The sequence below is a fragment of the Brevibacterium limosum genome (assembly GCF_011617705.1).
GTDB classification, from domain to species: domain Bacteria; phylum Actinomycetota; class Actinomycetes; order Actinomycetales; family Brevibacteriaceae; genus Brevibacterium; species Brevibacterium limosum.
Genome location: NZ_CP050154.1, coordinates 3,022,678 through 3,046,265, shown reverse-complemented (window position 1 = coordinate 3,046,265; position 23,588 = coordinate 3,022,678). Strand labels below are relative to the sequence as shown.

General features: G+C 65.3%; 22 protein-coding genes and 1 riboswitch. Of the genes, 13 read left to right on the top strand and 9 right to left on the bottom strand.

The genetic code is table 11. The features are described from left to right. Positions 1-28 precede the first annotated feature (28 nt). The 4 genes from map to GUY37_RS13805 form a co-directional block, all read right to left on the bottom strand. Complete coding sequence (map, locus tag GUY37_RS13820; protein ID WP_166826650.1) at positions 29-796, bottom strand: type I methionyl aminopeptidase; 768 nt, start codon at positions 794-796, stop codon at positions 29-31. A gap of 623 nt (positions 797-1,419) precedes the next feature. After that, positions 1,420-1,644 carry a PLD nuclease N-terminal domain-containing protein gene (locus tag GUY37_RS13815; protein ID WP_228278190.1) on the bottom strand — a complete coding sequence of 75 codons (225 nt, stop codon included), beginning with the start codon at positions 1,642-1,644 and terminating at the stop codon, positions 1,420-1,422. Positions 1,645-1,764: 120 nt separating this feature from the next. Next, the gene (amaB, locus tag GUY37_RS13810; RefSeq protein WP_166826647.1) at positions 1,765-3,300 is read right to left on the bottom strand and encodes an L-piperidine-6-carboxylate dehydrogenase; all 1,536 of its coding nucleotides are present in this window, start codon (positions 3,298-3,300) and stop codon (positions 1,765-1,767) included. Between the two features lie 104 nt (positions 3,301-3,404). Further along, positions 3,405-4,607, bottom strand: coding sequence for an NAD(P)/FAD-dependent oxidoreductase (locus GUY37_RS13805; protein WP_166826644.1), 1,203 nt, complete (start codon positions 4,605-4,607; stop codon positions 3,405-3,407). Positions 4,608-4,785: 178 nt separating this feature from the next. On the opposite strand from GUY37_RS13805, the gene GUY37_RS13800 reads away from it, so the two are divergent. The 4 genes from GUY37_RS13800 to GUY37_RS13785 all read left to right on the top strand — a co-directional run bounded on the left by GUY37_RS13800 (position 4,786) and on the right by GUY37_RS13785 (position 7,276). Further along, on the top strand, positions 4,786-5,661 hold the full coding sequence (locus GUY37_RS13800; protein WP_166826643.1) for a LysR family transcriptional regulator: 876 nt from the start codon (positions 4,786-4,788) through the stop codon (positions 5,659-5,661). Between the two features lie 22 nt (positions 5,662-5,683). Next, positions 5,684-6,286: a class I SAM-dependent methyltransferase gene (locus tag GUY37_RS13795; RefSeq protein ID WP_152348524.1), complete on the top strand. Its 603-nt coding sequence runs from the start codon at positions 5,684-5,686 to the stop codon at positions 6,284-6,286. A 76-nt stretch (positions 6,287-6,362) separates the two neighbouring features. Beyond that, positions 6,363-6,683, top strand: coding sequence for a putative quinol monooxygenase (locus tag GUY37_RS13790; RefSeq protein WP_152348523.1), 321 nt, complete (start codon positions 6,363-6,365; stop codon positions 6,681-6,683). A gap of 50 nt (positions 6,684-6,733) precedes the next feature. Then, positions 6,734-7,276, top strand: coding sequence for a hypothetical protein (locus tag GUY37_RS13785; protein WP_166826640.1), 543 nt, complete (start codon positions 6,734-6,736; stop codon positions 7,274-7,276). Positions 7,277-7,316: 40 nt separating this feature from the next. Here the strand turns inward: GUY37_RS13785 and GUY37_RS13780 are convergent, their stop codons facing one another. The 5 genes from GUY37_RS13780 to GUY37_RS13760 all read right to left on the bottom strand — a co-directional run bounded on the left by GUY37_RS13780 (position 7,317) and on the right by GUY37_RS13760 (position 12,209). Then, positions 7,317-8,162, bottom strand: coding sequence for an energy-coupling factor transporter transmembrane component T family protein (locus GUY37_RS13780; protein WP_228278189.1), 846 nt, complete (start codon positions 8,160-8,162; stop codon positions 7,317-7,319). Next, positions 8,155-9,747, bottom strand: coding sequence for an ABC transporter ATP-binding protein (locus GUY37_RS13775; protein WP_166826635.1), 1,593 nt, complete (start codon positions 9,745-9,747; stop codon positions 8,155-8,157). Before GUY37_RS13775 ends, GUY37_RS13780 begins: the two co-directional genes overlap by 8 nt. After that, positions 9,747-10,373, bottom strand: coding sequence for an ECF transporter S component (locus GUY37_RS13770; RefSeq protein WP_166826632.1), 627 nt, complete (start codon positions 10,371-10,373; stop codon positions 9,747-9,749). Before GUY37_RS13770 ends, GUY37_RS13775 begins: the two co-directional genes overlap by 1 nt. 22 nt (positions 10,374-10,395) lie before the next feature. Then, positions 10,396-10,504, bottom strand: a riboswitch (TPP riboswitch). 95 nt (positions 10,505-10,599) lie between these two features. Beyond that, complete coding sequence (locus GUY37_RS13765; RefSeq protein WP_166826629.1) at positions 10,600-11,511, bottom strand: universal stress protein; 912 nt, start codon at positions 11,509-11,511, stop codon at positions 10,600-10,602. A 158-nt stretch (positions 11,512-11,669) separates the two neighbouring features. Beyond that, entirely contained in the window at positions 11,670-12,209 is a 540-nt protein-coding gene (locus GUY37_RS13760; RefSeq protein ID WP_166826626.1) for a DUF4916 domain-containing protein, read from the bottom strand. A 194-nt stretch (positions 12,210-12,403) separates the two neighbouring features. On the opposite strand from GUY37_RS13760, the gene GUY37_RS13755 reads away from it, so the two are divergent. From GUY37_RS13755 to GUY37_RS13715, 9 genes are all read left to right on the top strand, one after another. Further along, the gene (locus GUY37_RS13755; RefSeq protein ID WP_166826623.1) at positions 12,404-13,900 is read left to right on the top strand and encodes an MmgE/PrpD family protein; all 1,497 of its coding nucleotides are present in this window, start codon (positions 12,404-12,406) and stop codon (positions 13,898-13,900) included. Continuing rightward, a complete protein-coding gene (prpB, locus tag GUY37_RS13750; protein ID WP_152348511.1) occupies positions 13,900-14,805 on the top strand; it encodes a methylisocitrate lyase in 906 nt (301 codons plus the stop codon). The genes GUY37_RS13755 and prpB overlap by 1 nt, the downstream gene beginning before the upstream one ends. Next, positions 14,802-15,923 carry a bifunctional 2-methylcitrate synthase/citrate synthase gene (locus GUY37_RS13745; protein WP_166826620.1) on the top strand — a complete coding sequence of 374 codons (1,122 nt, stop codon included), beginning with the start codon at positions 14,802-14,804 and terminating at the stop codon, positions 15,921-15,923. Before prpB ends, GUY37_RS13745 begins: the two co-directional genes overlap by 4 nt. A 22-nt stretch (positions 15,924-15,945) precedes the next feature. After that, a complete protein-coding gene (locus GUY37_RS13740; RefSeq protein ID WP_166826617.1) occupies positions 15,946-16,755 on the top strand; it encodes an enoyl-CoA hydratase/isomerase family protein in 810 nt (269 codons plus the stop codon). 27 nt (positions 16,756-16,782) lie between these two features. Next, positions 16,783-17,760 carry a Ppx/GppA phosphatase family protein gene (locus GUY37_RS13735; RefSeq protein WP_166826613.1) on the top strand — a complete coding sequence of 326 codons (978 nt, stop codon included), beginning with the start codon at positions 16,783-16,785 and terminating at the stop codon, positions 17,758-17,760. A 188-nt stretch (positions 17,761-17,948) separates the two neighbouring features. Further along, positions 17,949-19,667, top strand: coding sequence for a glycerol-3-phosphate dehydrogenase/oxidase (locus GUY37_RS13730; RefSeq protein ID WP_166826610.1), 1,719 nt, complete (start codon positions 17,949-17,951; stop codon positions 19,665-19,667). Positions 19,668-19,799: 132 nt separating this feature from the next. Next, positions 19,800-20,522 carry an MIP/aquaporin family protein gene (locus GUY37_RS13725; protein WP_152348506.1) on the top strand — a complete coding sequence of 241 codons (723 nt, stop codon included), beginning with the start codon at positions 19,800-19,802 and terminating at the stop codon, positions 20,520-20,522. Between the two features lie 37 nt (positions 20,523-20,559). Beyond that, the gene (gene glpK, locus GUY37_RS13720) at positions 20,560-22,092 is read left to right on the top strand and encodes a glycerol kinase GlpK (RefSeq protein ID WP_166826607.1); all 1,533 of its coding nucleotides are present in this window, start codon (positions 20,560-20,562) and stop codon (positions 22,090-22,092) included. Positions 22,093-22,437: 345 nt separating this feature from the next. Then, complete coding sequence (locus GUY37_RS13715; RefSeq protein ID WP_166824300.1) at positions 22,438-23,514, top strand: IS110 family RNA-guided transposase; 1,077 nt, start codon at positions 22,438-22,440, stop codon at positions 23,512-23,514. The last annotated feature ends 74 nt before the right edge of the window (positions 23,515-23,588 follow it).

Here is a 23,588-nt window from a genome sequence, read left to right as displayed (position 1 = left end):
CCCCTTGAGCACAAGTGCGGAAGCTCGATCAGTCGAGCGTGGTGAGGATTCGGGGACCATCCTCGGTGATGGCGATCGTGTTCTCCGAATGGGCACCATTCGAACCATCGGCCAGACGCAGGGTCCAGCCGTCCTTGTCGACGGAGAGCTTCTTCGACGTGAACGACCACCACGGTTCGATCGCCAGGGTCAGACCCGGTTTGAGGACCAGGCCGCGACCGCCCTTGCCCCGGTTGGGGACATGCGGATCCTCGTGCATCGTGTGGCCGAGGCCGTGCCCGCCGAAGTCGAGATTGACGGGGATGCGGTGGGCGTCGGCGACGTCACCGATGGCCTTCGAGATATCGCCGAGGCGGTTGCCGGCCTGGGCGGCACCGATTCCGGCTTCGAGGCCGGCCCAGGTGGTGTCGATGAGTCGCTGGTCCTCTTCGCTGCCGTTGCCGACGACAACCGAACGTGCTGCGTCGGCGACCCAGCCGTCGATGGATACGGCGAAGTCGAGGGTGAGCAGGTCGCTGTCCTTCATCACATAGCTGTGCGGCTTGCCGTGGAGGACGCCGTCGTTGACGGACAGGCAGATGACGTTGCGGAAGGGGCCGGAGCCGAAGGAGGGGGCGTAGTCCCAATAGCAGGACTTGGCGCCGGCGTCTTCGATGAGCTTCCGGGCGGTCTTCTCCAGGTGCATGATGTCCATGCCCGGTTCTGCGATCGAGGTCAGCTCAGCCAAGGCCCTGGCGACGAAACGGCCGGTCACCGCCATCTTGTCGATCTCGGCGGGCGTCTTCAGCTCGATCACAGGGGTCTCCTTCTACGAAGTGCAGGGTTTATGCGGCGTTCACCGGTCCAAGCTCGATTTTAGTCCTCGGCAGTCCCGAAGTCGCGGCCGCACCCACATCTGTGGGCAAGGAGACAGCCGCAGGAAGGGAGCCCGGCCCGCCGTGGGCGTGCTGACGCTGCGGACTCTTCATCCCGCCGCGATCGGCGTGAGGTAACGCGAATCTCGAAAAACCCGTCGCCGGCGACGCGTTCTTCGAGATTCGAGTTACCTGAGCGGAGCGACGCACTATAGGACGGGATGATCGTGCTGCTTGAGCGGAGTCCGGAGGTGGCAGCAAGTCGTCTTGTGCTGTGGTGTCTCGGAACCTAGAGTACGGGGCATGAGGGACATCATTGTGGCGTTCTGAGTGGGTATGGGGCTGGCGAGCTCGGTGCTGGCGGGCGAAGAGGATCTCCGGACCGGCGGCCCTTGGATTCTCACGCTCATCGTCTTTCCCGCCTGCGCGCTGCTCTGCCTCGCGTTCATTATCCGCGACCACCGGCGACGGGTGTCAGCGGAGGAGAGGCGTTCAGACTCATCGGAGGAGAAGCATTCGGACTCTTCGGCTCGTGCGGCTGATCGCGATTCGCACTCGGGGTCCTTCAGCTGAGGCCGGTGTCCGATTTCTGCGATCGCGCGATGAACCAACAGATCGGCCCGACGACGGGCAGCAGCAGGACGATGATCGCCCAGACGAGTCTCACCCGGGGATCGAGCCCCGATCGCGCGATGCTCACCATGGCCCAGATGAGCAGAACGACGAGCAGCAGGACGATGCCGGACCACATGACATCGTAGGAAGCGGGCAGCAGCGGATTCTCACTCACGTTATCAGGATACCTTGTCCTGTTGTGTGCGTCCGGTTCGCTCGGTCAACGCGAAACTCGAAAAAGTCGTCACTGGCGACGACTTTTTCGAGTTTCGCGTGACCTGAGGGCGATTGCGCGTCAGAGGAACTCGACTCCCTGCGCCAGCGGCAGCTCTCCGGAGTAGTTGATCGTATTCGTGGCCGGACGCATATAGGCCTTCCACGAATCCGAACCCGACTCCCGGCCGCCGCCGGTCTCCTTCTCGCCGCCGAAGGCGCCGCCGATCTCAGCTCCCGAAGTGCCGATGTTGACGTTGGCGATTCCGCAGTCGGAGCGGGACAGGAACTTCTCGGACTCGGCGAGTTCGGCAGTGAAGATCGCCGAGGACAGGCCCTGCGGCACATCGTTGTGGATCTCGAGTGCCTCATCGAGGTCCGAATAGGTCACGACGTAGAGGATCGGGGCGAACGTCTCCTCCTTGACCACTGCGCTCTGTCCGGGCATGCGCACTACGGCAGGCTCGACGTAGTGGGCGTCCGGGCGTTCACCGGCGAGCACCCGGCCGCCGCCGCAGAGGATCTCTCCGCCCTCTGCCTCTGCCTGCTTGAGGGCCGCCTGCATCGCCGCGAACGACGTCTCGTTGATGAGCGGTCCCACGAGCACCCCGTCATCGGTCGGCGATCCGATGCTCAGCGTCTTGTACGCGGCGACGACCTTGTCGACGAACTCATCGGCGATCGACTCGTGCACGATGAGCCGCCGCAGGGTCGTGCACCGCTGACCTGCGGTGCCGGCGGCGGCGAAGACCACTCCGCGCAGAGCCAGGTCGATGTCCGCGCTCGGGGCGACGATCGCGGCATTGTTGCCGCCGAGCTCGAGCAGGATCTTGCCGAAGCGCTCGGCCACCACGGGTCCGACCTCGCGTCCCATCCGCACCGATCCGGTCGCAGAGACCAAGGCCACGCGTTCATCCCGGACCATGACATCACCGATGTCCCGGCCTCCGACGAGAACGGGTGCGAGGTTCTCCGGGGCCCCCACCTCGGCGGCGGCCCGGGCCAGCAGGGACTGTGCCCCGAGGGCCGCGAGGACGGCGTTCTCCGACGGTTTCCACACGACCGCGTCACCGGCGACCAGGGCCAGGGCGGTGTTCCAGGAGTACACGGCCACGGGGAAGTTGAATGCGGAGATGACACCGACGACGCCGAGGGGATGCCACGTTTCCATGAGCCGGTGACCAGGGCGTTCGCTGGGCATGGTCTTGCCCCACAGCTGCCGGGACTGACCGAGTGCGAATTCGCAGATGTCGATCATCTCCTGCACCTCACCGGCCGCCTCCGATGGGGTCTTGCCGGCTTCGACGGTGATGATCTTCGCCAGATCCTCCTTGTGCTCGCCGAGCAGCTGTCCCCACCGCTGCACCAGCTGGCCGCGGACGGGAGCGGGTACGTCCCGCCAGGTCTCGAACGCAGTCTGAGCTGCGGCGATCTTGTCCGCCGCCGTCTCCGCAGTGTCCGCGGCGATCGTGCCGAGGTCCTGTCCCGTGATGGGGGAGCGGGCAGGAAGGCTCGCCGAGGCGGCCGACCCCTCAAGCACGGAGGTGTCCACCCCGCAGGTGCTCAGTCCCGAGGTGAGGAGGTCGGTGATGGTCTGGTCGGTGGGCAGTGCGGTCATTGCTGTCCTTTCGTCATCTGCTGAGTCGATCGGCTGCTTGGCCGGTCGGAGGTGGGTGGCCGATTCCGGGGAGGTCGGCTGGCGAGGTCGGGTGGGCGGAGGGCTCAGATCACATTGAGCTCCTTGCGCAGTCCGGTGGTGGTGAAGCGTCGTTTGTCCATGGGGGTCACGTCGACGAACGGGGTGCGACCGGTCATGAGGTCGGCGACGACCTCTCCGACGGCCGGGCCCATGAGGAAGCCGTGACCGGAGAACCCGCAGGCGTAGAAGAATCCCGGCAGCTCCTCGGCCTCACCGATGAGCGCATTGTGGTCGGGAGTCATCTCATACAGTCCCGCCCACCCGTGCCCCGCTTCGACATCGCCGAGGTCCGGGGTGCGGGCTTCGATGTGCTCGGCCAGGGTGGCCAGCCAGTTCGGGTCGCGTTTGTCATTGAAGGACCAGTCATCGACCTCATCGGGGCAGCCGAACAGCAGACCGGACCCTTCCGGGTGGACGTAGTAGCTGGTGGAGAAGTCGATCGTGAAGGGCATCCGCGAGGTATCGAAGCCGACGGGTTCGGAGACCATGATCTCCCGCCTCAAGGGCTTCACCGGCAGGTCGACCCCGGCCATGTCTCCGATGGGCCCGGACCAGGCTCCCGCCGCGACGACGACCTGTTCGCAATTGATCGTGCCCTGATTCGTGACCACCGAGGCGACCCTGCGATCCGTCCCGCCGTCGGTGTCGAACCCGGTGACCTCACAGTGCTTGACCACCGTGACTCCGCGCTCGCGGGCGGCGGTGACGAAGCCTGCGACGACGGCCTCCGGTGTGCAGTGGCCGTCGCCGGGGTTGAAGGCCCCGGCCACCAGCCCCTCGGTGTCGACGTACGGGGCCAGCTCGGCCACCTCGGCGACGGTGAGCATCCGCGAATCAAGCCCCATCTTCTGTTGCAGGGCCACATTCGCGGCGAAGGTCTGTGCGCACTCGTCGGAGTCGAGGAGGAACAGGTAGCCGTTGCTGACCAGATCGATGTCGACGCCGAAATCGTCCTCGAAGTTCCGCAGCACCTCGAGCCCGCGGGCGGCCAAGGCGATGTTGACCTCGTCGGAGAACTGGCAGCGCACCCCTCCGGCGGCCTTCGACGTCGATCCGGCTCCGGGAGTGTCGCGTTCGACGATGACTATGTCCTCGACTCCGCGTTCGGCCAGATGGAAAGCGATGGCTGCTCCCATGACGCCGGCGCCGATGATGACGACCGAGGCCTCGGCGGGCAGGGTTCCGGTCGGGTCTGGTGCGGTGGTCGATGCGGTTGTGGATTCCATGGTTCACCTCGCTGTCTGCCGCCGAGGCGACCGCCGTTGATCGCCTCGGCAGCGGAGAAGGCCGACGACGATGTCGGCCATTGTGCCTTGACTTCATTGTGGTTGCCACCACACTTAAGGGCAAGGGAGAGTTTGTGAACACCGTGTTCAAGAAATCTAAAGACAGAGGAGTGCTGGTATGACATGGACGCTCGGACAGCTGCGCACCTTCGTCGCTGTGGCCGAACTCGGATCGATGACGCGGGCGGCCGACCATCTCGGCTACAGCGTCGGTGCCGTGTCCCAGCACATCTCCGCGCTGCGCAAGGTCGTCGCTTCCGATCTGTTCCGGCGACGCGGTCGTGGTCTCGTCCTCGCTGAGGCCGGGCGGACCCTCTTGCCCAGAGCCCGGAACATCCTCGCCGCTCAGCAGCAGGCGGAGATGGCGATGCTCGGTCGGAACTTCCGCAGCGAAGCCATGGTCACCCTCGGCGTCTTCGGGTCCGCGTCGACGACGGCGCTGCCGAAGGTGGTGCGGGAACTGGCGCAGCGTCATCCGCATATCGAGGTCCGGGCGCGGGAGATCAACGTCGAAACCATGTCGGCGGCCGTGATCGACGGAGTCATCGACTTAGGCATCGGAATCAACTATCCGGCCGTACCGCTGCCGCCGATGCGCGGACTGCGCTGGGAGGCCGTGGCGGACGAGGACTTCGGCATCGTCGTCCCCGCGGGGACGCCCCGACCCGGCAATGCCGATCTGGCCGACGCCGATTGGATCCTCCCGCCTGCCGATGAGCTCTTCGGCCGAGCGATGCGGTTGGCCACCTCGGCGCTGGGAATCAATGCGAAGGAGACCCACATCGTCACCGACACCGCGGTCGCACTGGCGCTCGCCGGAACCGGGCTCGGTCTGACCCTGGCGACGCCGATCATGATGTCGTTGGGCGGGCCCGATGTCGACCTCCACCCCGTCACCGAGGCGGGCGGACGAGAGATCATCGTGCTGACCTCCCCGGATCCCAGTGATCCGGTCCGAGCCGTCGCCGAGGTGGTCGCCGACGTCTTCGCATGAGGTTCCGGCCTAGGATGAGGTCATGAGCTTCGACCATCAGTGGAACAGAGTACGCAGGGCCAACCCCGACCATTCGGCGAATTACGCGCAGCGGTGGCGAGATCTCGCCGCCGCCGGTCACGACATCGGCGGGGAGGCTAGGTTCGTCAACGCCATGGCTCCGCGAGGCTCTCGCATCCTCGACGCGGGCTGCGGAACCGGCCGGGCGGGCGGACTGCTCATCGATGAAGGACACACTGTCTTCGGCGTCGACCTCGACGAATTCCTCATCTCCGTCGCCGAGGAGGACTTCCCCAGCGGTGAATGGCACACCGGCGACCTCGCCGACTTCGACTTCGCCGGTGCCGGGGTCAACGAGATCGACGTGGCCTTCTGCGCCGGAAACGTCCTGTCCTTCCTCGACCCGGCCTCCCGGCGACAGACCCTGGGCAACATCAAATCAACGCTCAAGCACGGCGGTCGCTTCGTCTCGGGCTTCGGAGCAGGCCGCGGCTACGACTTCGACGAATTCATCGACGACGTCAAGGCCACGGGGATGTTCGTCGAGCAGAAGTTCTCGACCTGGGAACTGCGCCCCTTCGACTCCGACAGCGACTTCCTCGTCCTCATCGCCGAAAGGCTGTAGTCCGGTCGATTCGCAGGTGCGTCCGAACTAAGCTGGGAACGACCCGCATAACTGATCAGCTGAAGGAGAGACCACCATGATCTTCATCGTCGTGAAGTATGACGTGAAACCCGAAAGCGTCGAGAAGTTCCCCGAGGCCGTTCGGGCCTTCACCGAGGCGACCCGCGCCGAACCCGGCAATCTCTTCTTCGAATGGTCGAAGAGCCTGGAGAACCCGAACGAGTTCGTCCTCGTCGAAGCGTTCACCGACGAAGGAGCCGAACCGCACGTGACCAGCGATCATTTCGCCGCCGGTCTCGAAGCGATGCGCCCGCATCTGGTCTCGACCCCGAAGATCATCTCCCGCAAGATCGACGGCGAAGGCTGGGACGAGATGGGCGAACTCAAGATCGACTGATCGCCCGCCGCACCTTCATCCCCGGTCGAGTGAGCGACTAGACTCCTGCCATGGCGACCAAGGGGATGAACATTCCGGCAATCGAAAAGGCCCTCGGCGAGAAGTGGGAAGACACCTGCGCTCGCCTCGAAGCGGCCGGGGGCGCGTCGGCGAGCCACAAAGAGCTCGCCGACGCTCTCTACCCCCAGTTCGAGGGCAGAGTCGACAGCCACGGCTGGTGGGTCCAGGGCGCAGTCGTGGCCTATGAGCAGGAGATCGGTCGTCGCGTGCCCGGTCAGCGTGCCGATGGCACCTTCGACGTCGCCGTGTCCCGCACGATCCCCGGCGACCGTTCCGAACTCATCGTTAAGTTCGCCTCCCTGATCGAGTCCACCCTCAACGAGGTGGCCCTCGACGGTGAACCCCGCACCTCGGAGACGGCGAAGCGCTCCTTCTGGCGGGCCGACCTCGACGGCGGCATCAAGGTCGAAGCCGCCGCCGAGACGAAATCCGAGGGCAAGACCCTCTTCGTCCTCACCGTGTCAAAGCTGCCCAGTCCCGAAGCCCTTGAGGAATGGCGGGGCTTCGGCAAGGACTTCCTCAAACAGCTCTGACTGTTCGGAAGCGCAGCCGCTCCGACGATGCGCCTTCGTCTCAGCCGATGATCGGGTTCCATACTCCGAGCAGGTGAGCAGCACCGACCGCGATCCCACAGACAGCCAGGCTGATGAGCAGCGCCGCGTAGTCTCGAGCCGCGAAGGTGGACTGTCTGCGCCAGGTGCGCCCCGGTCGGCCGAATGCCCGGCCCTCCATCGCCATCGCCAAGGTCGTTGCCCGGCGAATCGAGACGACGAGCAGAACGAACACCCCGCTGAAGAGGCTGCTCGTGCGCCGCAGCAGCGAACCGCGGGCGACGCCTCGGGCCCGCCTGGCCATCGCCAGCACCTGCCACTCACTGACGAGCAGTCCGAGCAGACGGGACGCCGCCAGGACGGAGACCACGACGACCTCGGGCAGACGCAGATGCTGAATGAGCGCATCGGACAGATCGCGCGGATCGATCGTCGACGCGAGCACGATGAGCGGAATCGCCAGGGCCAGTGCACGGACGAAGATCGCCGCGGCCGCGGCCAACGAACCCGTGGTGAACAGAACGGGTCCGAAGTCGACGACCACGTCTCCGGTCTTCTCCGCCAACAGAGCCGTGCCCCAGGCGGCGAGCAGAGCACCCGCCGGGAGGAACCACAGCCGCTTGGCCGCGGCGACCAGATCGAGCCCCGTCGCCGGCAGCGCCAGCACTGTTGCGAGCAGCACCACCCCGGCAGAGACCAGATCGATGCTCAGCAGCGCTGCCACCATGAGGATGAGCGCGACACCGGTCTTCGTCAGCGGATTGCACCGAGCCAAAGCGGTGGAGCGCACCGTGGGGATGAGCCGGCCCGGATCCTCAAAGGCAACCTCGGGGGAGGGGCGAACGTGCTGATCGCGACTCTCACTCACCGCGAACACCCGCCCTGAGACGCGAATCCGGCTCGCAGACGGCGCCTCGTTCTGCACTGCTGCGGTCACCGAGTTCGAGGAGATCGGCGCCGATGGCCTCAAGGAACGCATGATCATGGCTGACCGCGACCACTGCGGATCCGTGGTCCAAGGCATCGAGGAACATCTCCACCAGCCCCACCCAGGTCAGGGCATCCTGACCGAAGGTCGGCTCATCGACGACGAGCACCCGTGGCCGGGGAGCCAGCATCGCCGCCACCGACAGGCGACGCTTCTCACCACCGGACAGACTCTGCGGATGCGCGCGTGCCAGCTCGGTGAGACCGAGACCCTCAAGCAGATCGGCCACCCTCGCCTGCGACTCGGCGGCAGACCACCCGGCCAGCCGCGGGCCCAGCTCGAGTTCGGCAGCCACACTCGAGGTGAGGAACTGGTGAGCCGGTTCCTGGAAGACCATGCCGATGCGCGCCGCCAACAGCTTCGACGGCCAGGCGAACGGGCGAGCCCGCTTGGCACCTTCCCGCAGCGCCGCCTCGGCGAGGACCTGCCCGGAGAATTCGGGCAGCAGCCCCGCCAAGGTCAAGGCCGTGGTCGACTTGCCGGCCCCGTTGGCTCCGACGATCCCGAGCGCCTGACCGGACCGCAGACTCAGATCCAGATCGGCCGCCGCCGGGGTGCGCATGCGCGGACGAGCAACACTGAGCTGATCGGCGCGCAGCAGAACCTCGCCGAGGCGGCCGGAGATCCTCTCGGGTTCGCCGTCACTGCCTGACGGGGGCCCCGCCCGAGGTGTCGCCGATCGCGGGGACGGGGACACCGAACGGCCGCCTCGGCGAGGGGCGGGGGAGTCCTGCGGCATCCAGATGCCGCAGCCGATGAGGGTGTCGGCGAGCTCCGGATCGGTGAAGATCTGCTCCGGAGGGCCTTGGGCGACGATGTCTTCGCGGCCGAGCACGATGACCCGGTCGACGTGGTCGATCCACAGCTCCACCCGGTGTTCGACGACGAGCATGGTCGCCGCGGACTCGGCTTGCACGGTGAGCACGGCATCGCGGACCTCGGCCGCCGAGGCGGGATCGATATTGGCGGTGGGTTCGTCGAGGACGATGACGTCCGGGGCCATCGCATGGATGCCGGCCAGTGCCAGCCGCTGCTTCTGCCCACCGGACAGCGCAGCACTCGGATGCTCCAGGGGCAGATCGAGTCCCAAGGCACGCAGAGATCTGGGGACCCGGGCCTCGATGACCGTCGCCGGGAGCCCGAGGTTCTCCATTCCGAACGCCACATCGTCGCCGATGCGGGAGAAGATCACCTGCGAATCGGGATCTTGGAGGACCAGCCCGGTGCTGCCTCGGCGAGGATCCGGTGCCTCGCCGCCGACGAGGAGCTCACCCGTGGCCTCACCGGACTCCTCGGGCAGGACACCGGCGACAGCATGGAGGAACGTCGATTTCCCGACCCCGGAGGCACCGAGCAGCAGCACCTTCTCACCGGCGGCGATCTGAAGATCGAGCGGTCCGATCGCCGGCTCGTCACGGTCGGTGTGCGTCCATGAGAAGCCTGCGGCGGTGATCGGCAGCGCCATCAGCGCAGACGTCCGGAGGCGAAGGAGCTCAGCGCCCCGGTGGCCGCGATCGCCCGGTAGGCGAACCATGCGCCGATTCCGGAGATGACGAGACCGGAGACGATCGCGCACACGGCGTAGATCGCCTGGAAGCCGAACAGCCATTCGGCGTTGTACATGATGTTCTCGCTCACGGCCATGAACGCGGCCGCGACCATTCCCGACGTCGCAGTCACCCACAGGGTGAAGCGTCTGTAGCCGAAGGCGGCGAAGACGAGTTCGGCGCCGAGGCCCTGCAGCAGTCCCGAGAGCAGCACGGTCGCTCCGAAGTGCGAACCGAGGACGGCCTCGACGATGGCGGCGATGAGTTCGCACAGGAGTGCGGCACCGGGTTTGCGGATGATCGCACCGGCCAGCGGACCGGCCAGCACCCAGAGGCCGGCGATGAGGCCGATCGAGGGTGGGAAAGCCTGGAACGCGAGCTCGAAGACCTTCCAGCTCAGGGCCAACACCCAGAACACGAGCCCGACGGCGATGCCGAGCACAGCGGTGGTGACATAGTCGACCACCCGCCACTGCTTGGATTTCGGCGCCGCGGTGAAGGCGCGAGCGGTGGGGACGGTTTTCGGTGTGGTGGTATTCGGCATTTCGCCTCCTCTGATCAAGGAGGGGTGAAGAGTCTCGACTTCCTTCGGCGGTGCTAACCGCATCAGGTTCGAGGGTCTGCAGCTTCTTCTGCACTCTCAGCGCCCCTGACGGCGCTCCCCTGTCGTAGCCACCACTGTACAACAGAGGAGCGCGGCGGCGGCCGCGACCGGTTCACTTCCCGTGCCCCTGCTCGTCGACGGGTCTCGAACGACCGGACGCTGCTGATCAGACCACCATGACCGGGCCCTCGGCGTGGTTGAGGACGCCGCGTGAGACGGATCCCAGCAGAGCGCTGCGGATCCGTCCGCGCCCGCGAGTGCCCATCACAGTCAGCTGTGCGCGTGAGGTGATCTCGACCAGCGTCTCGGTGGGGTCGCCGACCGGCACCGAGGTGGTCACCGTCAGATCCGGGAACTGCTCGGACAGCGTTCCGGCCTCCTTCTCCAGCCCTTCGGTCAGCTGCTTCTGCCGACGTGTGGTGACCTCGGAGCTGAGTTCCAGGTCGGGGTACCAGTAGAGCCATTCCTCGCCGGCCGGCAGCACTGCGACGAGTTCGAGTTCCGCCCCGCGCACAGCGGCCTCGGCGGCAGCCGTGAACATGGCGACCCGACCGGTGTCCGAACCGTCGACGGCGACGACCACCGGAGCCTTGTCTGCGGATTCCGAGGTCGACCGTTCGGGGACGACGATCGTCGGGCAGTTCGCATGGGCCGGCAGAGCCGTGGATACGGATCCGAGGACGCGGCCCATGAAGCCGCCGCGCCCGCGGGCACCGACGATGACGACCTCGGCGTCGGCGCTGAGCGTGACGAGCGCACCGGCGGAATTGCCGGGTGCTGTGCGGAAGGACGTCTCACCGGAGTAGTCGCCCAGGAGTTCGACCGCCTCGGCGAGTGTCTTCTCTGCTTCCCTCTTCGCCTTGTCATCCTCGGGTTCGCTGGGGATGGAGGCCATATTCGGATAGATCATCGTCGGCAGCTCATAGGCGGTGACGACGGTGAGAACGGTTCTGCGGCGTTCGGCCTCGACGGCGCCGTAACGGACAGCCCGGGCGGCGAGTTCGGAGCCGTCGAAGCCGACGAGGACGCCGAGTTCGAGGTTCAGGCCGGATTCGGACGAACTGGATTGAGCAGACATCTCGCACCTCTCGATCGGGGCCTGTCCAACCCAGACGCCGACGACGGCCCCGACTGGCGGTATCGTCTGCGTCGCTTTCAGTCTACCAACAGAGTTCTACGCTATGTAGAAAAACGTGTGCGGCGAGAATCTTCGTCTCACCGGCAAGGGCCCGGACCTCAGACGCGGAAGCCCAGGTGAGCCAGGGCGATGCGCAGGATATGGTCCTGACCGTAGCAGAGCTCGCCGACGATGTCGGGACGCAGAGTCTCCTCGGGAGTCAGCCAATCGAGGCTGAGCGCATCGGCACGCGGAGTGCATTCGCCGCGGACCTCGAGGACGAAGCACATGGCGATCGCATGCTGGCGCGGATCATGGAGCAGGGCCGAACCTTCGGTGGGGAAGTATTCGGCGATGTGGAACGGGCTGATCGCAGGCGGAATGACCGGCAGTGCCATCGGGCCGAGGTCGTTCTCGGCGTGACGCATCAGCGAGGTGCGGATGGTCTCGTGGAAGCGGATCCGCCCACCCACGAGCTCTCGTCCGAGGGTGCCGTCCTCGAGGCTGCGCAGCAGCAGGCCGATGCGCTCGACATTGCCGCTCTCGCCCACCCGCACGGGGATGGCGTTGACATAGGGGATCGGCATGCGTCTGCGCAGGCGTGCGTACTCTGCGTCGTCGAACCAGTTCTCATCGAAGTCCAGTGCAGTTCGGGTCATGACCCAATATTCCCATAACCTCTCTCGCGGCAGAAGAGTCCGGAGCCCCTGTTGGTGAACCAGGACACGTATCGGGTAAAGTATCTTGATGTCGAGATAAATTTCCGACCGGCAGAGATCTGCCAAGTGACGTGGCCTACAGTTGTGTCAGCACTATGTGACCATTTCCGGTCAAGGACTATGAAGGGGTATCCATGATCAATCATGAAGTCCGTACCTACAAGAGCTCAGAGAACCTGGCTCGTGAGGATCAGCTCGCATGGAAGATCGCCGAGGTCGCATCCGACCCGACCTCCGTGGACGCGGAGGTCACTGAGATGGTCATCAACCGCGTCATCGACAACGCTGCCGTCGCTGCGGCATCCGTGCGCCGGTCCGCTCCGACCCACGCTCGTGAGCAGGCCCAGACCCACCCGTTCAATCCCGGTGCCAACATCTTCGGCCTGCCGGTGAGCGACCGCTTCTCCCCGGAATGGGCCGCTTGGGCCAACGGTGTGGCCGTGCGCGAACTCGATTTCCACGACACGTTCCTCGCCGCCGAATACTCGCATCCCGGTGACAACATCCCGGCCGTGCTCGCCGTCGCACAGCACAAGGGCATCGGCGGAAAGGACCTCATCAACGGTGTGGCCACCGGCTACGAGATCCAGGTCGACCTCGTCAAGGGAATGTGCCTGCACGAGCACAAGATCGACCACGTCGCCCACCTCGGCCCCTCGGCCGCAGCCGGCATCGGTGCGCTGCTCCACCTGCCCACCGAGATCACCTTCCAGGCCGTCCAGCAGGCTCTGCACGTGACCACCGCGACCCGTCAGTCGCGCAAGGGTGAGATCTCGTCGTGGAAGGCCCACGCTCCGGCTTTCGCCGGCAAGATGGCCGTCGAATCCGTCGACCGTGCGATGCGCGGCGAGGGTGCACCGAACCCGATCTACGAAGGTGAGGACGGCTTCATCGCCTGGATACTCTCCGGCCCCGAGGCCCGCTACACCATCCCGCTGCCGGGCAAGGGCGAAGCGAAGCGCGCGATCCTCGACACCTACACCAAGGAGCACTCGGCCGAGTACCAGGCCCAGGCGCTCATCGACCTCGCCCGCAAGCTCGGCGGACAGATCGAGGACCTGTCGAAGATCAGACGCATCGTCATCCACACCTCGCACCACACCCACTACGTCATCGGCACCGGTGCGAACGATCCGCAGAAGATGGATCCGGGGGCCAGCCGTGAGACCCTCGATCACTCGATCATGTACATCTTCGCCGTGGCCATGCAGGATCAGGGCTGGCACCACGAGCACTCCTATGCTCCCGAGCGTGCCGGCCGTCCCGACACCGTCGAGCTGTGGCACAAGATCGAGACCACCGAGGATCCCGAGTGGACCCGTCGCTACCACTCGATCGACCCGAACGAAAAGGCCTTCGGCGGACGTGTGGAGATCGAATTCGAGGACGGCTCGACGCTGACCGACGAAATCGCCGTCGCCGACGCTCACCCCTTCGGCGCGCGTCCCTTCGCCCGTGCGAACTACATCGAGAAGTTCAAGACCCTGGCCGAGGGCATCGTCTCCGACTCGGAGCAGGCTCGCTTCATCGACCTGGCCGAGAACCTCGAGAGCCTCGATGCCGAGGGCGTGGGCGAACTCAGCTTCACAGTCGACGGGCTCGAGCACAGCGGATCGAAGGGCATCTTCTGATGCTCGGCGCACAGGCAACCCCCGCCGAGCGCCGCGCCAAGTTCCGCGAGCTGCTCGCAGGCGATGAGATCGCCGCGTTCCCCGGGGCCATCAACCCGATCAACGCCCAGATCATCGAGCAGATCGGATTCGAGGGCGTCTACATCTCCGGCGGAGCGTTCTCCGCGGCCATGGGCCTGCCCGACATCGGGCTGACCACGCTGACCGAGGTGGCCGACCACGGACGCAATATCGCCCGGGTGACGAACCTGCCGACCTTCATCGACGCCGACACCGGTTGGGGCGAGGCCATGAATGTGGCCCGCACCGTCCAGGAGTTCGAGGACGCCGGAATCTCGGGCATGCACCTGGAAGACCAGGTCAATCCGAAGCGCTGCGGCCACCTCGACGGCAAGGAGGTCGTCACCGCGGCCGAGATGTCCAAGCGCATCAAGGCAGCCGTCAAGGGGCGCCGGGACGAGAACTTCGTCATCTGCGCCCGCACCGACTCCCGCGCCGGGGAAGGCCTCGACGCCGCCATCGACCGGGCGAAGGCCTACGCCGATGCAGGTGCGGACATGATCTTCCCCGAAGCGATGCGCGATCTCGGAGAGTTCGAGAGATTCGCTTCCAGCGTCGATGTGCCGATCCTGGCGAACATGACGGAATTCGGAAAGAGCGAACTGTTCACCACCGAACAGTTGGCGAATGTCGGAGTCAAGCTTGTGATCTACCCGGTCACGACTCTGCGTCTCGCCATGGGTGCGATCAAATCGGGCCTGCAGACCATTCGGGACAAGGGCACTCAGGTGGACCTGCTCGAGGGCATGCAGACCCGTGCGGACCTGTATGACACGATCGACTACGCGGCGTACAACGAGTTTGACGCCGCAGTCTTCAACTTCTCACAGGAGGGTCACCAGTGACCGAAGAAATCAAGAAGGGCCTCGCCGGTGTCGTGGTCGACACCACCGCAGTGTCCAAAGTGGTCCAGGAGACCAACTCCCTGACCTATCGCGGGTATCCCGTTCAGGAGCTCGCCGCCGAACGCAGCTTCGAGGACGTCGCCTACCTCATCTGGAACGGCGAACTGCCCTCCGAGGCGCAGCTGAGGGAATTCCAGGAGCGCGAGCGCGCCCAGCGTGCCATCGACGACAAGCTCGTCCAGCTCATCCTCGACCTGCCCAAGGACTGCCACCCGATGCACGTCGTGCAGACGGCCGTGGCCTACCTCGGTGCCGTCGACCCCGAGGCCGACGTCGAAGGCGAAGAGGCCAACCTGGCCAAGGCCGAACGTCTCTACGCCCAGCTGCCGACGATCGTGGCCATCGACCACCGTCGCCGTCACGGCCTCGACCCCATCGCACCGACGAAGGACCTCGGCTACGCCGCGAACTTCTTCAAGATGGTCTTCGACGAGGTTCCCGCCGACGCGGTCGTGCGCTGCTTCGACGTGTCGATGATCCTCTACGCCGAGCACTCGTTCAATGCCTCGACCTTCACCGGTCGCGTCATCACCTCGACCACGTCGGACCTGTATTCGGCTGTCGCCGGTGCCGTCGGCGCGCTCAAGGGGCCTCTGCACGGCGGAGCGAACGAGGCCGTCATGGCGATGCTCGAAGAGGTCGGCTCTGCCGACAAGGCCTCGGCCTGGATCGACGACGCACTGGACAAGAAGGCGAAGATCATGGGCTTCGGCCACCGCGTGTACAAGAACGGCGATTCGCGCGTTCCCACCATGCGCAAGGCCTTCGAGGACATGGTCGAGGTCAAGGGGGCGACCGATCTGCTCGATCTGTACAACGCCTTCGAAGAGGACTTCGTCGGGCGCAAGGGCATCTACCCGAACCTCGACTATCCCTCGGGTCCGGCCTACCACCTCATGGGCTTCGACACCGAGCAGTTCACGCCGATCTTCGTGATGTCCCGCATCACCGGGTGGACCGCTCATATCTTCGAGCAGCAGGCGGACAACGCACTCATCCGGCCCCTGAGCGCCTACGACGGTGAGGACCAGCGCGAGGTTCCCGACAGCCGGGGCTGACCTCTCGAAAGGCAGAACACACATGAGACCAGACGGTTCGTACCGTCCGGTCGATCTCGAGGGTTTCGACTTCACCGTCTCCGGTGGGGTCGGAACCCTCGTCATCGATCGGACCGACAAACGCAATGCGATCTCGCGGGCGATGTGGCGGACGCTGCCGCAGATCATCGCGAACGTCGACGCCGATGATTCGATCGGGGCGCTCGTGATCACCGGGGCCGGCGGACATTTCTCCGCCGGTTCGGACATCGCCGACCTCGACGTGCCGCTCGCCGACTTCTGGGATCTCAACTCCACCGCCGAGGCGGCCCTGGCGAACTCGCAGACCCCGACGATCGCAGCCATCACAGGCAACTGCGTGGGCGGGGGAACGGAAATCGCCGCGGCCTGCGATATCCGCATCGCCGCTCCCGGATCGATCTTCGGCGTCACCGCCGCGAAGCTCGGACTCGTCTACCCCGCCGGACCCACGAAGCGCCTGGCGCAGATCCTCGGCGACGCGTGGGCCAGGTACCTGCTGATCACGGCCTCGATCGTGAAGTTCGAGAAGATGGCCGAACTCGGCTTCTTCCACGAGATCTCCGATACCCCGCTGGCCGACGCGCAGGTTCTGGGGGAGCGGATCGTGGGGCTGTCCCGACTGAGTCAGGTCGGGGCCAAAGCGATCCTCGACGGCGAGCTGCCCGAGGGCGCGGAGCCGCCTCGGTGGCTCGCTGATGCCTACCGGGCAGAGATCACCCGCGGTCAGGAAGCGTTCTTCGCCAAGGAGCGGCCGGAATTCGGCTTCACCAAATCTGCGTGGCAGAACGGTTCCCAGCTCCGTGATCGCTGAGCCCAGCGGAGAGGATAAACTGGGCGAATGCGCCTAGCAGTCCTCGATATCGGCTCCAACAGCGTCCACCTCCTGGTCGTCGACGCTCATGTCGGAGCACCGCCCCTGCCGGCCACCTCGCACAAGGAGGTGCTCCGACTCGCCGAGTACCTCAGCGACGACGGAACGATCGACGCCGAAGGTCAGGAACGACTGCGTTCCTTCATCACCGATGCCGTCGAGATCGCCGAAGACCAAGGGGCGGAACAGATCCTCGCGTTCGCCACCTCGGCGGTCAGGGAGGCCCCGAACGGGGTCGGGCTCATCGAGTCGATCAACGCTCAGCTCGGGGTCACCCTCAACGTCATGTCGGGTCGGGACGAAGCCCGTGTGACGTTCCTCGCCACCCGCCGCTGGTTCGGGTGGTCGGCGGGAAAGATCCTGCTGCTCGACATCGGCGGCGGTTCACTGGAGATCGCGGCGGGTCAGGACGAGTACCCGCAGGCGGCCGTGTCGATTCCGCTCGGGGCCGGACGAACCTATTCGGACTTCCTGCCCGACCCGATGCCCACGGAAGACGACATCCACCGACTGCGCAAGCATGCCCGGGCACAGATCGGACGCATCGCCGGCGACATCAACCGGGTCGGAGTGCCCGACCAGATCGTCGGTTCGTCGAAGACCTTCCGCTCCCTGGCCCGCATCGCCGGAGCCGCCCCGAGCGGAGACGGAATCTATGCGCCCCGGAAGCTCTTCCGCCGCGACCTCGACGGCATCATCGACACCCTCGCCTCACGCACCCCCGAGGAGCGGGCGACCCTGCCCGGCGTCTCCGAAGCCCGGGCCGGTCAGGTGCTGGCAGGAGCGATCGTCGCCGAGGCGGCCTTCACGATCTTCGACATCGGCGTCATGAACATCTCCCCCTGGGCGCTGCGCGAAGGCATCATCATGCGCAAGCTCGATCTTCTCGACTCGGCCGAGCAGTCCTCGGCGATGCGCGTCGAACCCGTCGCCGCCCTGGACTGAACTACCGTCGGAGTTCATTTCAGCGTCTCCCCGACACGGCTGGGCCTTCTGCGCGTCTGTCGGTCGGTATCGGAATTCAGGTTCGCCTGCTAGTTTTTGATTAGTCGCCGAGGTGGCACTCGCACTCATCTGCACGTGCCGACATCGGCCGAGACCCGATACTTCTGACAGAAAGCACGAACCTGCCGATGCGAAATGGTGAGCTGTCCCCGAACTTCCGTGACCAGGCGCTGGAGACTCTGAAGACGACGAGTGCGGCCGACCCGCTCGACGTCTTCGTCGTCGGCGGGGGAGTGACCGGTGCGGGATCGGCCTTCGACGCAGCCACCCGTGGACTCAAGGTCGGTGTCGTCGACGCGAAGGACTGGGCCTCGGGAACCTCCTCCCGGTCCTCGAAGCTCATGCACGGCGGACTGCGCTACCTCGAGATGCTCGACTTCAAACTCGTCGCCGAGGCGCTGAAGGAACGCGACCTGCTGCTCCAGCACACCGCGCCCCACCTCGTCGAACCCGTCGCCTTCGTGTTCCCCTTCGAACACCGCCTCATCGACCGGGCCTTCATCGGATCCGGTGTGCTCCTCTACGACACGATGGCCACCCGGCCGGGTCGTAAACGCGCTGTGCCGATGCACCGTCATCTGGGGAAGAAGGCCCTGAGCGCCCACTTCCCGGGCCTGGCCGACGACGCCGCCGTTGGCGCCCTCGAATACTATGACGCAAAGGTCGACGACGCGCGCTTCGTCATGACCCTGGTCCGCTCGGCCGTGAGCTACGGAGCCGCTGCCGCCAACCACGTCTCCGTGATCGGCTACCTCCACGACGGCGACCAGGTCACCGGCGTCCACGCCCGGGACGAGATCAGCGGCGAAGAGTTCGACATCCACGCCCGCCGCACCATCCTCGCCGGAGGCGTCTGGACCGAAGAGCAGCAGGATCTGGCGAAGGCCGACGCCGGGCTCAAGGTGCTCGCCTCCAAGGGCGTGCACATCACCGTGGCCGAGGACAGGATCAAGGCCGACCCCAACACGGGGATCATCTCGAAGACGGAGAAATCCGTCCTCTTCGTCATCCCCTGGGAAGGCTATTGGGTCATCGGCACCACCGACACCCCGTGGACCGAAGACGTCGACGCACCGGTGGCGACCTCGCAGGACATCGACTACCTGCTCGAACACGCCAACGCCATCCTCGCCGACAAGCTCACCCGCGACGACGTCATCGGCGTCTACTCCGGACTGCGCCCGCTGCTCCAGCCGGTCGTCAAGGAGGGACAGGCCTCCACGAAGGTCTCCCGCGAACACACCGTGATGGAGGTCGAGCCCGCTCTGGCCGCGATTGCCGGAGGCAAGTTCACCACCTACCGGGTGATGGCCGAAGACGCCGTCGACTTCGTCCTCGGCGACGATGCGAAGGACCGCCGGTCGCTGACCGAATCCGTGCCGCTGCTCGGAGCTCAGGGAGTGGGGGCGCTGCGGCGCGGCGAGTCCGGGATCGCTGAGAAGTACGGATGGGACGAAGATCGCGTCAAACGGCTCATCCGCCGCTACGGCACTCTCATCGAGGATCTGCTCGACCTCGTCGATGAGGACCCCGAGCTCGGTCAGCCGCTGGAAGGAGCCGAACGCTACCTGCGCGTCGAAGCCCACTACGCGGCCGCCGCGGAGGGGGCCGTCCACCTCGGCGACATCCTTGAGAGACGGATGCGGCTGAACTATGAAACCCGGGACAGGGGAAAGAACGCCGCCGAGGCGGTCGCCGCCATCGTCGCTCCCGTCCTCGGATGGGACGCCGACCGTGAGGCGACAGAGGTCGCGGACTTCCACGCTCACGTCGACGCCCAGGTCGCGGCCGAGACCACGGAGGACGACGCCTCGGCGGCGACTCTGGTCGGTGCGACCCTCCACTGAAACTGTCACAGCGAAGTGCGGGACCACAACCGAATACCGACAATCGAATATCGAGCGGCCCCGGAGCACCCACCGGGTCGGCCATCGACCGGAACACCCACCGGAAAGACAAACAACAGGAGTTTGTGAGATATGGGCACTATCTTCCTCTACGAGATCGCCGGTACGGCGATGCTCATGCTGCTCGGCGTCGGCGTCGTCGCCAATGTCGTCCTGACCAAGACCAAGGGCAATGGGGGCGGCTGGCTGCTGATCTCCTTCGGCTGGGGGCTCGCCGTCTTCGCCGGTGTCTACGTCGCCTACAAGACCGGCGCACACCTCAACCCCGCCGTGACGTTCGGCATCCTCACCAGCGGGGCCAGCGAATATGCCGAGGGCATACCCGTCAACTTCGTCAACACGGTGGCGTACCTCGCCGCCGAACTCATCGGTGCGATGCTCGGTGCCTTCCTCGCCTGGGCCGTGTACAAGAAGCACTACGACGAAGAGAAGGACGCCGGGAACATCCTCGGCACCTTCTCCACCGGGCCGGAGATCCGCTCCTACGGATGGAACTTCGTCACCGAGGTCGTGGCCACGTTCGTGCTCGTCATCGTCATCCTCCTGTTCGGAGGAACACCGGACAGGCTCGGACCGCTGGCGGTCGCGCTGATCGTCGTCGCCATCGGCGCATCCTTGGGCGGACCGACCGGCTACGCCATCAACCCGGCTCGTGACCTCGGACCTCGTATCATGCATGCGCTGCTGCCGATCCCGAACAAGGGCGGCTCCGACTGGGCATATTCGTGGGTTCCGGTCTTCGGCCCGCTCGTCGGTGCTGTGCTTGCCGGCGTCATCTCCCGAGCCCTCATCTGAGCAGACCATCAATAACCACATCGACACAGGAGTCAGAATGAGTCAGGAAAAGTTCATCCTCGCCATCGACCAGGGCACCACCTCGTCGCGGGCGATCGTCTTCGACTATGACGGACAGATCGTGTCCTCCGGCCAGCTCGAGCACGAGCAGATCTTTCCTCGCGCCGGCTGGGTCGAACACGATCCGGTGGAGATCATCAAGAACACCAACGAGGCGATCGGTCAGGCACTGACCCGGGCGAACATCAACCGCCATCAGCTCGAAGGCGTGGGCATCACGAACCAGCGTGAGACCACCGTCATCTGGAACAAGCACACCGGTGAACCCGTCTACAACGCCATCGTGTGGCAGGACGCGCGCACCCAGAAGGTCTGTGACGAACTCGCCGGGGACGAAGGCCCCGATAAGTACAAGGACCGGGTGGGCCTGCCTCTGGCGACGTACTTCGCCGGGCCGAAGGCCAAGTGGATCTTCGACAACGTCGACGGGGTCAAAGAAGCCGCCGCGGCCGGGGACCTCCTCTTCGGGACCATGGACTCCTGGGTGATCTGGAACCTCACCGGCGGCGTCAACGGCGGAATCCACGTCACCGACGTCACGAACGCCTCGCGGACGATGCTGATGAACATCGACACCCTCGATTGGAATCCTGATATCGCGGCAGATATGGGCATCCCTGTCGAGATGCTGCCCGAGATCAAGTCCTGCTCGGAGGTCTACGGATACGGGGCGAAGAACGGACTCATCATCGACACCCCGATCTGCGGCATCCTCGGCGATCAGCAGGCGGCGACCTTCGGTCAGGCCTGCTTCGAGGTCGGTCAGGCGAAGAACACCTATGGCACCGGCAACTTCATGCTCATCAACACCGGCACCAAGCCGGTGGCCAGCAAGAACGGTCTGCTCACCACGGTTGCGTACAAGATCGGCGAGGACGAAGCCGTCTATGCGCTCGAGGGATCGGTGGCCGTGACCGGTTCGCTCGTGCAGTGGCTGCGCGACAACTTCGGAATCATCAATGACGCCCCCGAGGTCGAGACCCTGGCGAAGCAGGTCGATGACAACGGCGGCTGCTATATCGTGCCCGCGTTCTCCGGACTCTTCGCTCCGCACTGGGAGTCCGATGCCCGCGGAGTGATGGTGGGGCTGACACGGTACGTGAACAAGAACCACATCGCCCGTGCGGCCCTGGAGTCCGTGGCCTTCCAGTCCCGTGAGGTCCTCGACTCGATGAACCTCGACTCCGGCGTCGAGCTCACCGAGCTCAAGGTCGACGGGGGCATGGTCGCGAACGAGACGCTCATGCAGTTCCAGGCCGACCTCCTCGGCGTGCCCGTCATCCGTCCCGAGGTCATCGAGACCACGGCGCTGGGCGCGGCATATGCGGCGGGGATCGCCGTGAAGTTCTGGAACAGTGGGGAAGACGTGCGCAAGAACTGGCGCGAGGACAAGCGCTGGAACCCGTCGATGGACGACGAGACGGTCGACCGTCTCTACCGCCTCTGGAACAAGGCAGTGGAGCGGTCGAAGGGCTGGGTAGACGAGGACACCGAAGCCCTCTACGGCTGATTACTACCCGACGGCGGCCCAGCAACCTCGCGCTGTGAGTATTGACAGTGGCTGGTCTGGGACTGGCTGGCAGAGTAGGTGTTGGCCTCTCCGTCCAGTGATCGTGACTCCACCTCGCGCTGACCCACACAATGGTGTCTTGACCTCGATTTGTCCGATCACATGGATGGTGCGGCCGGCACCTGCCCGGCCCACCTCGGTAACTTGATCAGAAGGTTGTCCACCCCCTGAAACCAGGGGGTGTGACTCATCACAGTGTTGTTCCGAAGTGATCTCTAACCCGGACCGGTACCGGCCGCAAGCGGCCACACAACCTATCGGTCAAACAGGGAGCTTCGAACCGCTATGTCCATTGTCGCGCACTTATACAGTTTCTTCATCGGCGTCGATACACACGCCAGAAACCACGTCTACACGATCATCACCAGCACCGGTGTCCTCATCGACACCGGCACCTTCCCGACCACTGCTGCTGGCATCAAACGAGCACTGAGCTGGGTCGGCCGGCGCACCGACGGCGACCTCGACACACTCTGGGTCGTTGAAGGTGCTGCTTCGTACGGGGCGATGCTGACCGGCCACATCGCCGCAGCCGGATACCCCGTCGTCGAAGCCGCCCGCATGGACGCCAAAGCCCGCCACGGGGTGGGTAAGAGCGATGAGCTCGATTCCCGCCGCATCGCAGAATCCGTGCTGCGGTTGGATGCCGACCAGCTGAGGTGGCCGCGCCAGGGCGAAGGCGTGCGGCAGGCACTGCGTGTCCTGCTGGCAGCGCGGAACTCGATGAGCACCGAACGCACCCGGCAGATCAATGCTCTGACCGCGCTGGTGCGCACCAACGATCTGGGACTCGACGCCCGCAAGTCGCTGACGGCTGAGCAGTTCGCTGAGATCGCCAGGTGGCGGGACAGGAAGGAAGACATCGGCCTGGCCACTGCCCGGGCTGAAGCGGTCCGTTTGGCCAAACGAGTTCTCACCCTCGACGAGGAGCTGGCAGGCAACCTCGCCAAACTCACCGAACTCCTCAAAGCCAGCCCGGCTGCGGCCTTGCTGGATGAGCCCGGGTTCGGGCCCTTCAGCGCCGCGGTGTGCTTCACCGCCTGGTCCCATCCCGGCCGGGTTCGCAACGCGGCGGCATTCGCCGCCCTGGCGGGGGTGAATCCGATTCCAGCGTCATCGGGCAACACGCATCGTCACCGGTTGAATCGGGGTGGTGACCGGCAGTTGAACCGGGCCTTACACACGGTGATCATGAACCGGATGGTCCATGATGAGCGGACCCGAGACTATGTTGCCAGGCACTACGGTGAAGACCCGACGAAGAAGTCGAAGAAGGAAATCCGACGCAAACTCAAATGGTATCTAGCGCGCCGGGTCTACAAGATCCTTAACGCGCTAGATACCGTTCCTCAACCCGCTTGACAAGACATAGAAGGATCGAGGTTGCTGGGCCGCCGTCAGGTAGTTCGGGGGTGGGGAGTCCGCGTTAGACTGGA

Bases quoted from the DNA above. Each gene is read 5' to 3' on its own strand.
- amaB (WP_166826647.1), bottom strand. From the start codon at position 3,300: ATGACCGCACTGCCCACCGACCAGACCATCACCGACCTCCTCACCTCG.
- GUY37_RS13805 (WP_166826644.1), bottom strand. From the start codon at position 4,607: ATGGAATCCACAACCGCATCGACCACCGCACCAGACCCGACCGGAACC.
- GUY37_RS13800 (WP_166826643.1), top strand. From the start codon at position 4,786: ATGACATGGACGCTCGGACAGCTGCGCACCTTCGTCGCTGTGGCCGAA.
- GUY37_RS13795 (WP_152348524.1), top strand. From the start codon at position 5,684: ATGAGCTTCGACCATCAGTGGAACAGAGTACGCAGGGCCAACCCCGAC.
- GUY37_RS13790 (WP_152348523.1), top strand. From the start codon at position 6,363: ATGATCTTCATCGTCGTGAAGTATGACGTGAAACCCGAAAGCGTCGAG.
- GUY37_RS13785 (WP_166826640.1), top strand. From the start codon at position 6,734: ATGGCGACCAAGGGGATGAACATTCCGGCAATCGAAAAGGCCCTCGGC.
- GUY37_RS13775 (WP_166826635.1), bottom strand. From the start codon at position 9,747: ATGGCGCTGCCGATCACCGCCGCAGGCTTCTCATGGACGCACACCGAC.
- GUY37_RS13770 (WP_166826632.1), bottom strand. From the start codon at position 10,373: ATGCCGAATACCACCACACCGAAAACCGTCCCCACCGCTCGCGCCTTC.
- GUY37_RS13765 (WP_166826629.1), bottom strand. From the start codon at position 11,511: ATGTCTGCTCAATCCAGTTCGTCCGAATCCGGCCTGAACCTCGAACTC.
- GUY37_RS13760 (WP_166826626.1), bottom strand. From the start codon at position 12,209: ATGACCCGAACTGCACTGGACTTCGATGAGAACTGGTTCGACGACGCA.
- GUY37_RS13755 (WP_166826623.1), top strand. From the start codon at position 12,404: ATGATCAATCATGAAGTCCGTACCTACAAGAGCTCAGAGAACCTGGCT.
- prpB (WP_152348511.1), top strand. From the start codon at position 13,900: ATGCTCGGCGCACAGGCAACCCCCGCCGAGCGCCGCGCCAAGTTCCGC.
- GUY37_RS13740 (WP_166826617.1), top strand. From the start codon at position 15,946: ATGAGACCAGACGGTTCGTACCGTCCGGTCGATCTCGAGGGTTTCGAC.
- GUY37_RS13735 (WP_166826613.1), top strand. From the start codon at position 16,783: ATGCGCCTAGCAGTCCTCGATATCGGCTCCAACAGCGTCCACCTCCTG.
- GUY37_RS13730 (WP_166826610.1), top strand. From the start codon at position 17,949: ATGCGAAATGGTGAGCTGTCCCCGAACTTCCGTGACCAGGCGCTGGAG.
- GUY37_RS13725 (WP_152348506.1), top strand. From the start codon at position 19,800: ATGGGCACTATCTTCCTCTACGAGATCGCCGGTACGGCGATGCTCATG.
- glpK (WP_166826607.1), top strand. From the start codon at position 20,560: ATGAGTCAGGAAAAGTTCATCCTCGCCATCGACCAGGGCACCACCTCG.
- GUY37_RS13715 (WP_166824300.1), top strand. From the start codon at position 22,438: ATGTCCATTGTCGCGCACTTATACAGTTTCTTCATCGGCGTCGATACA.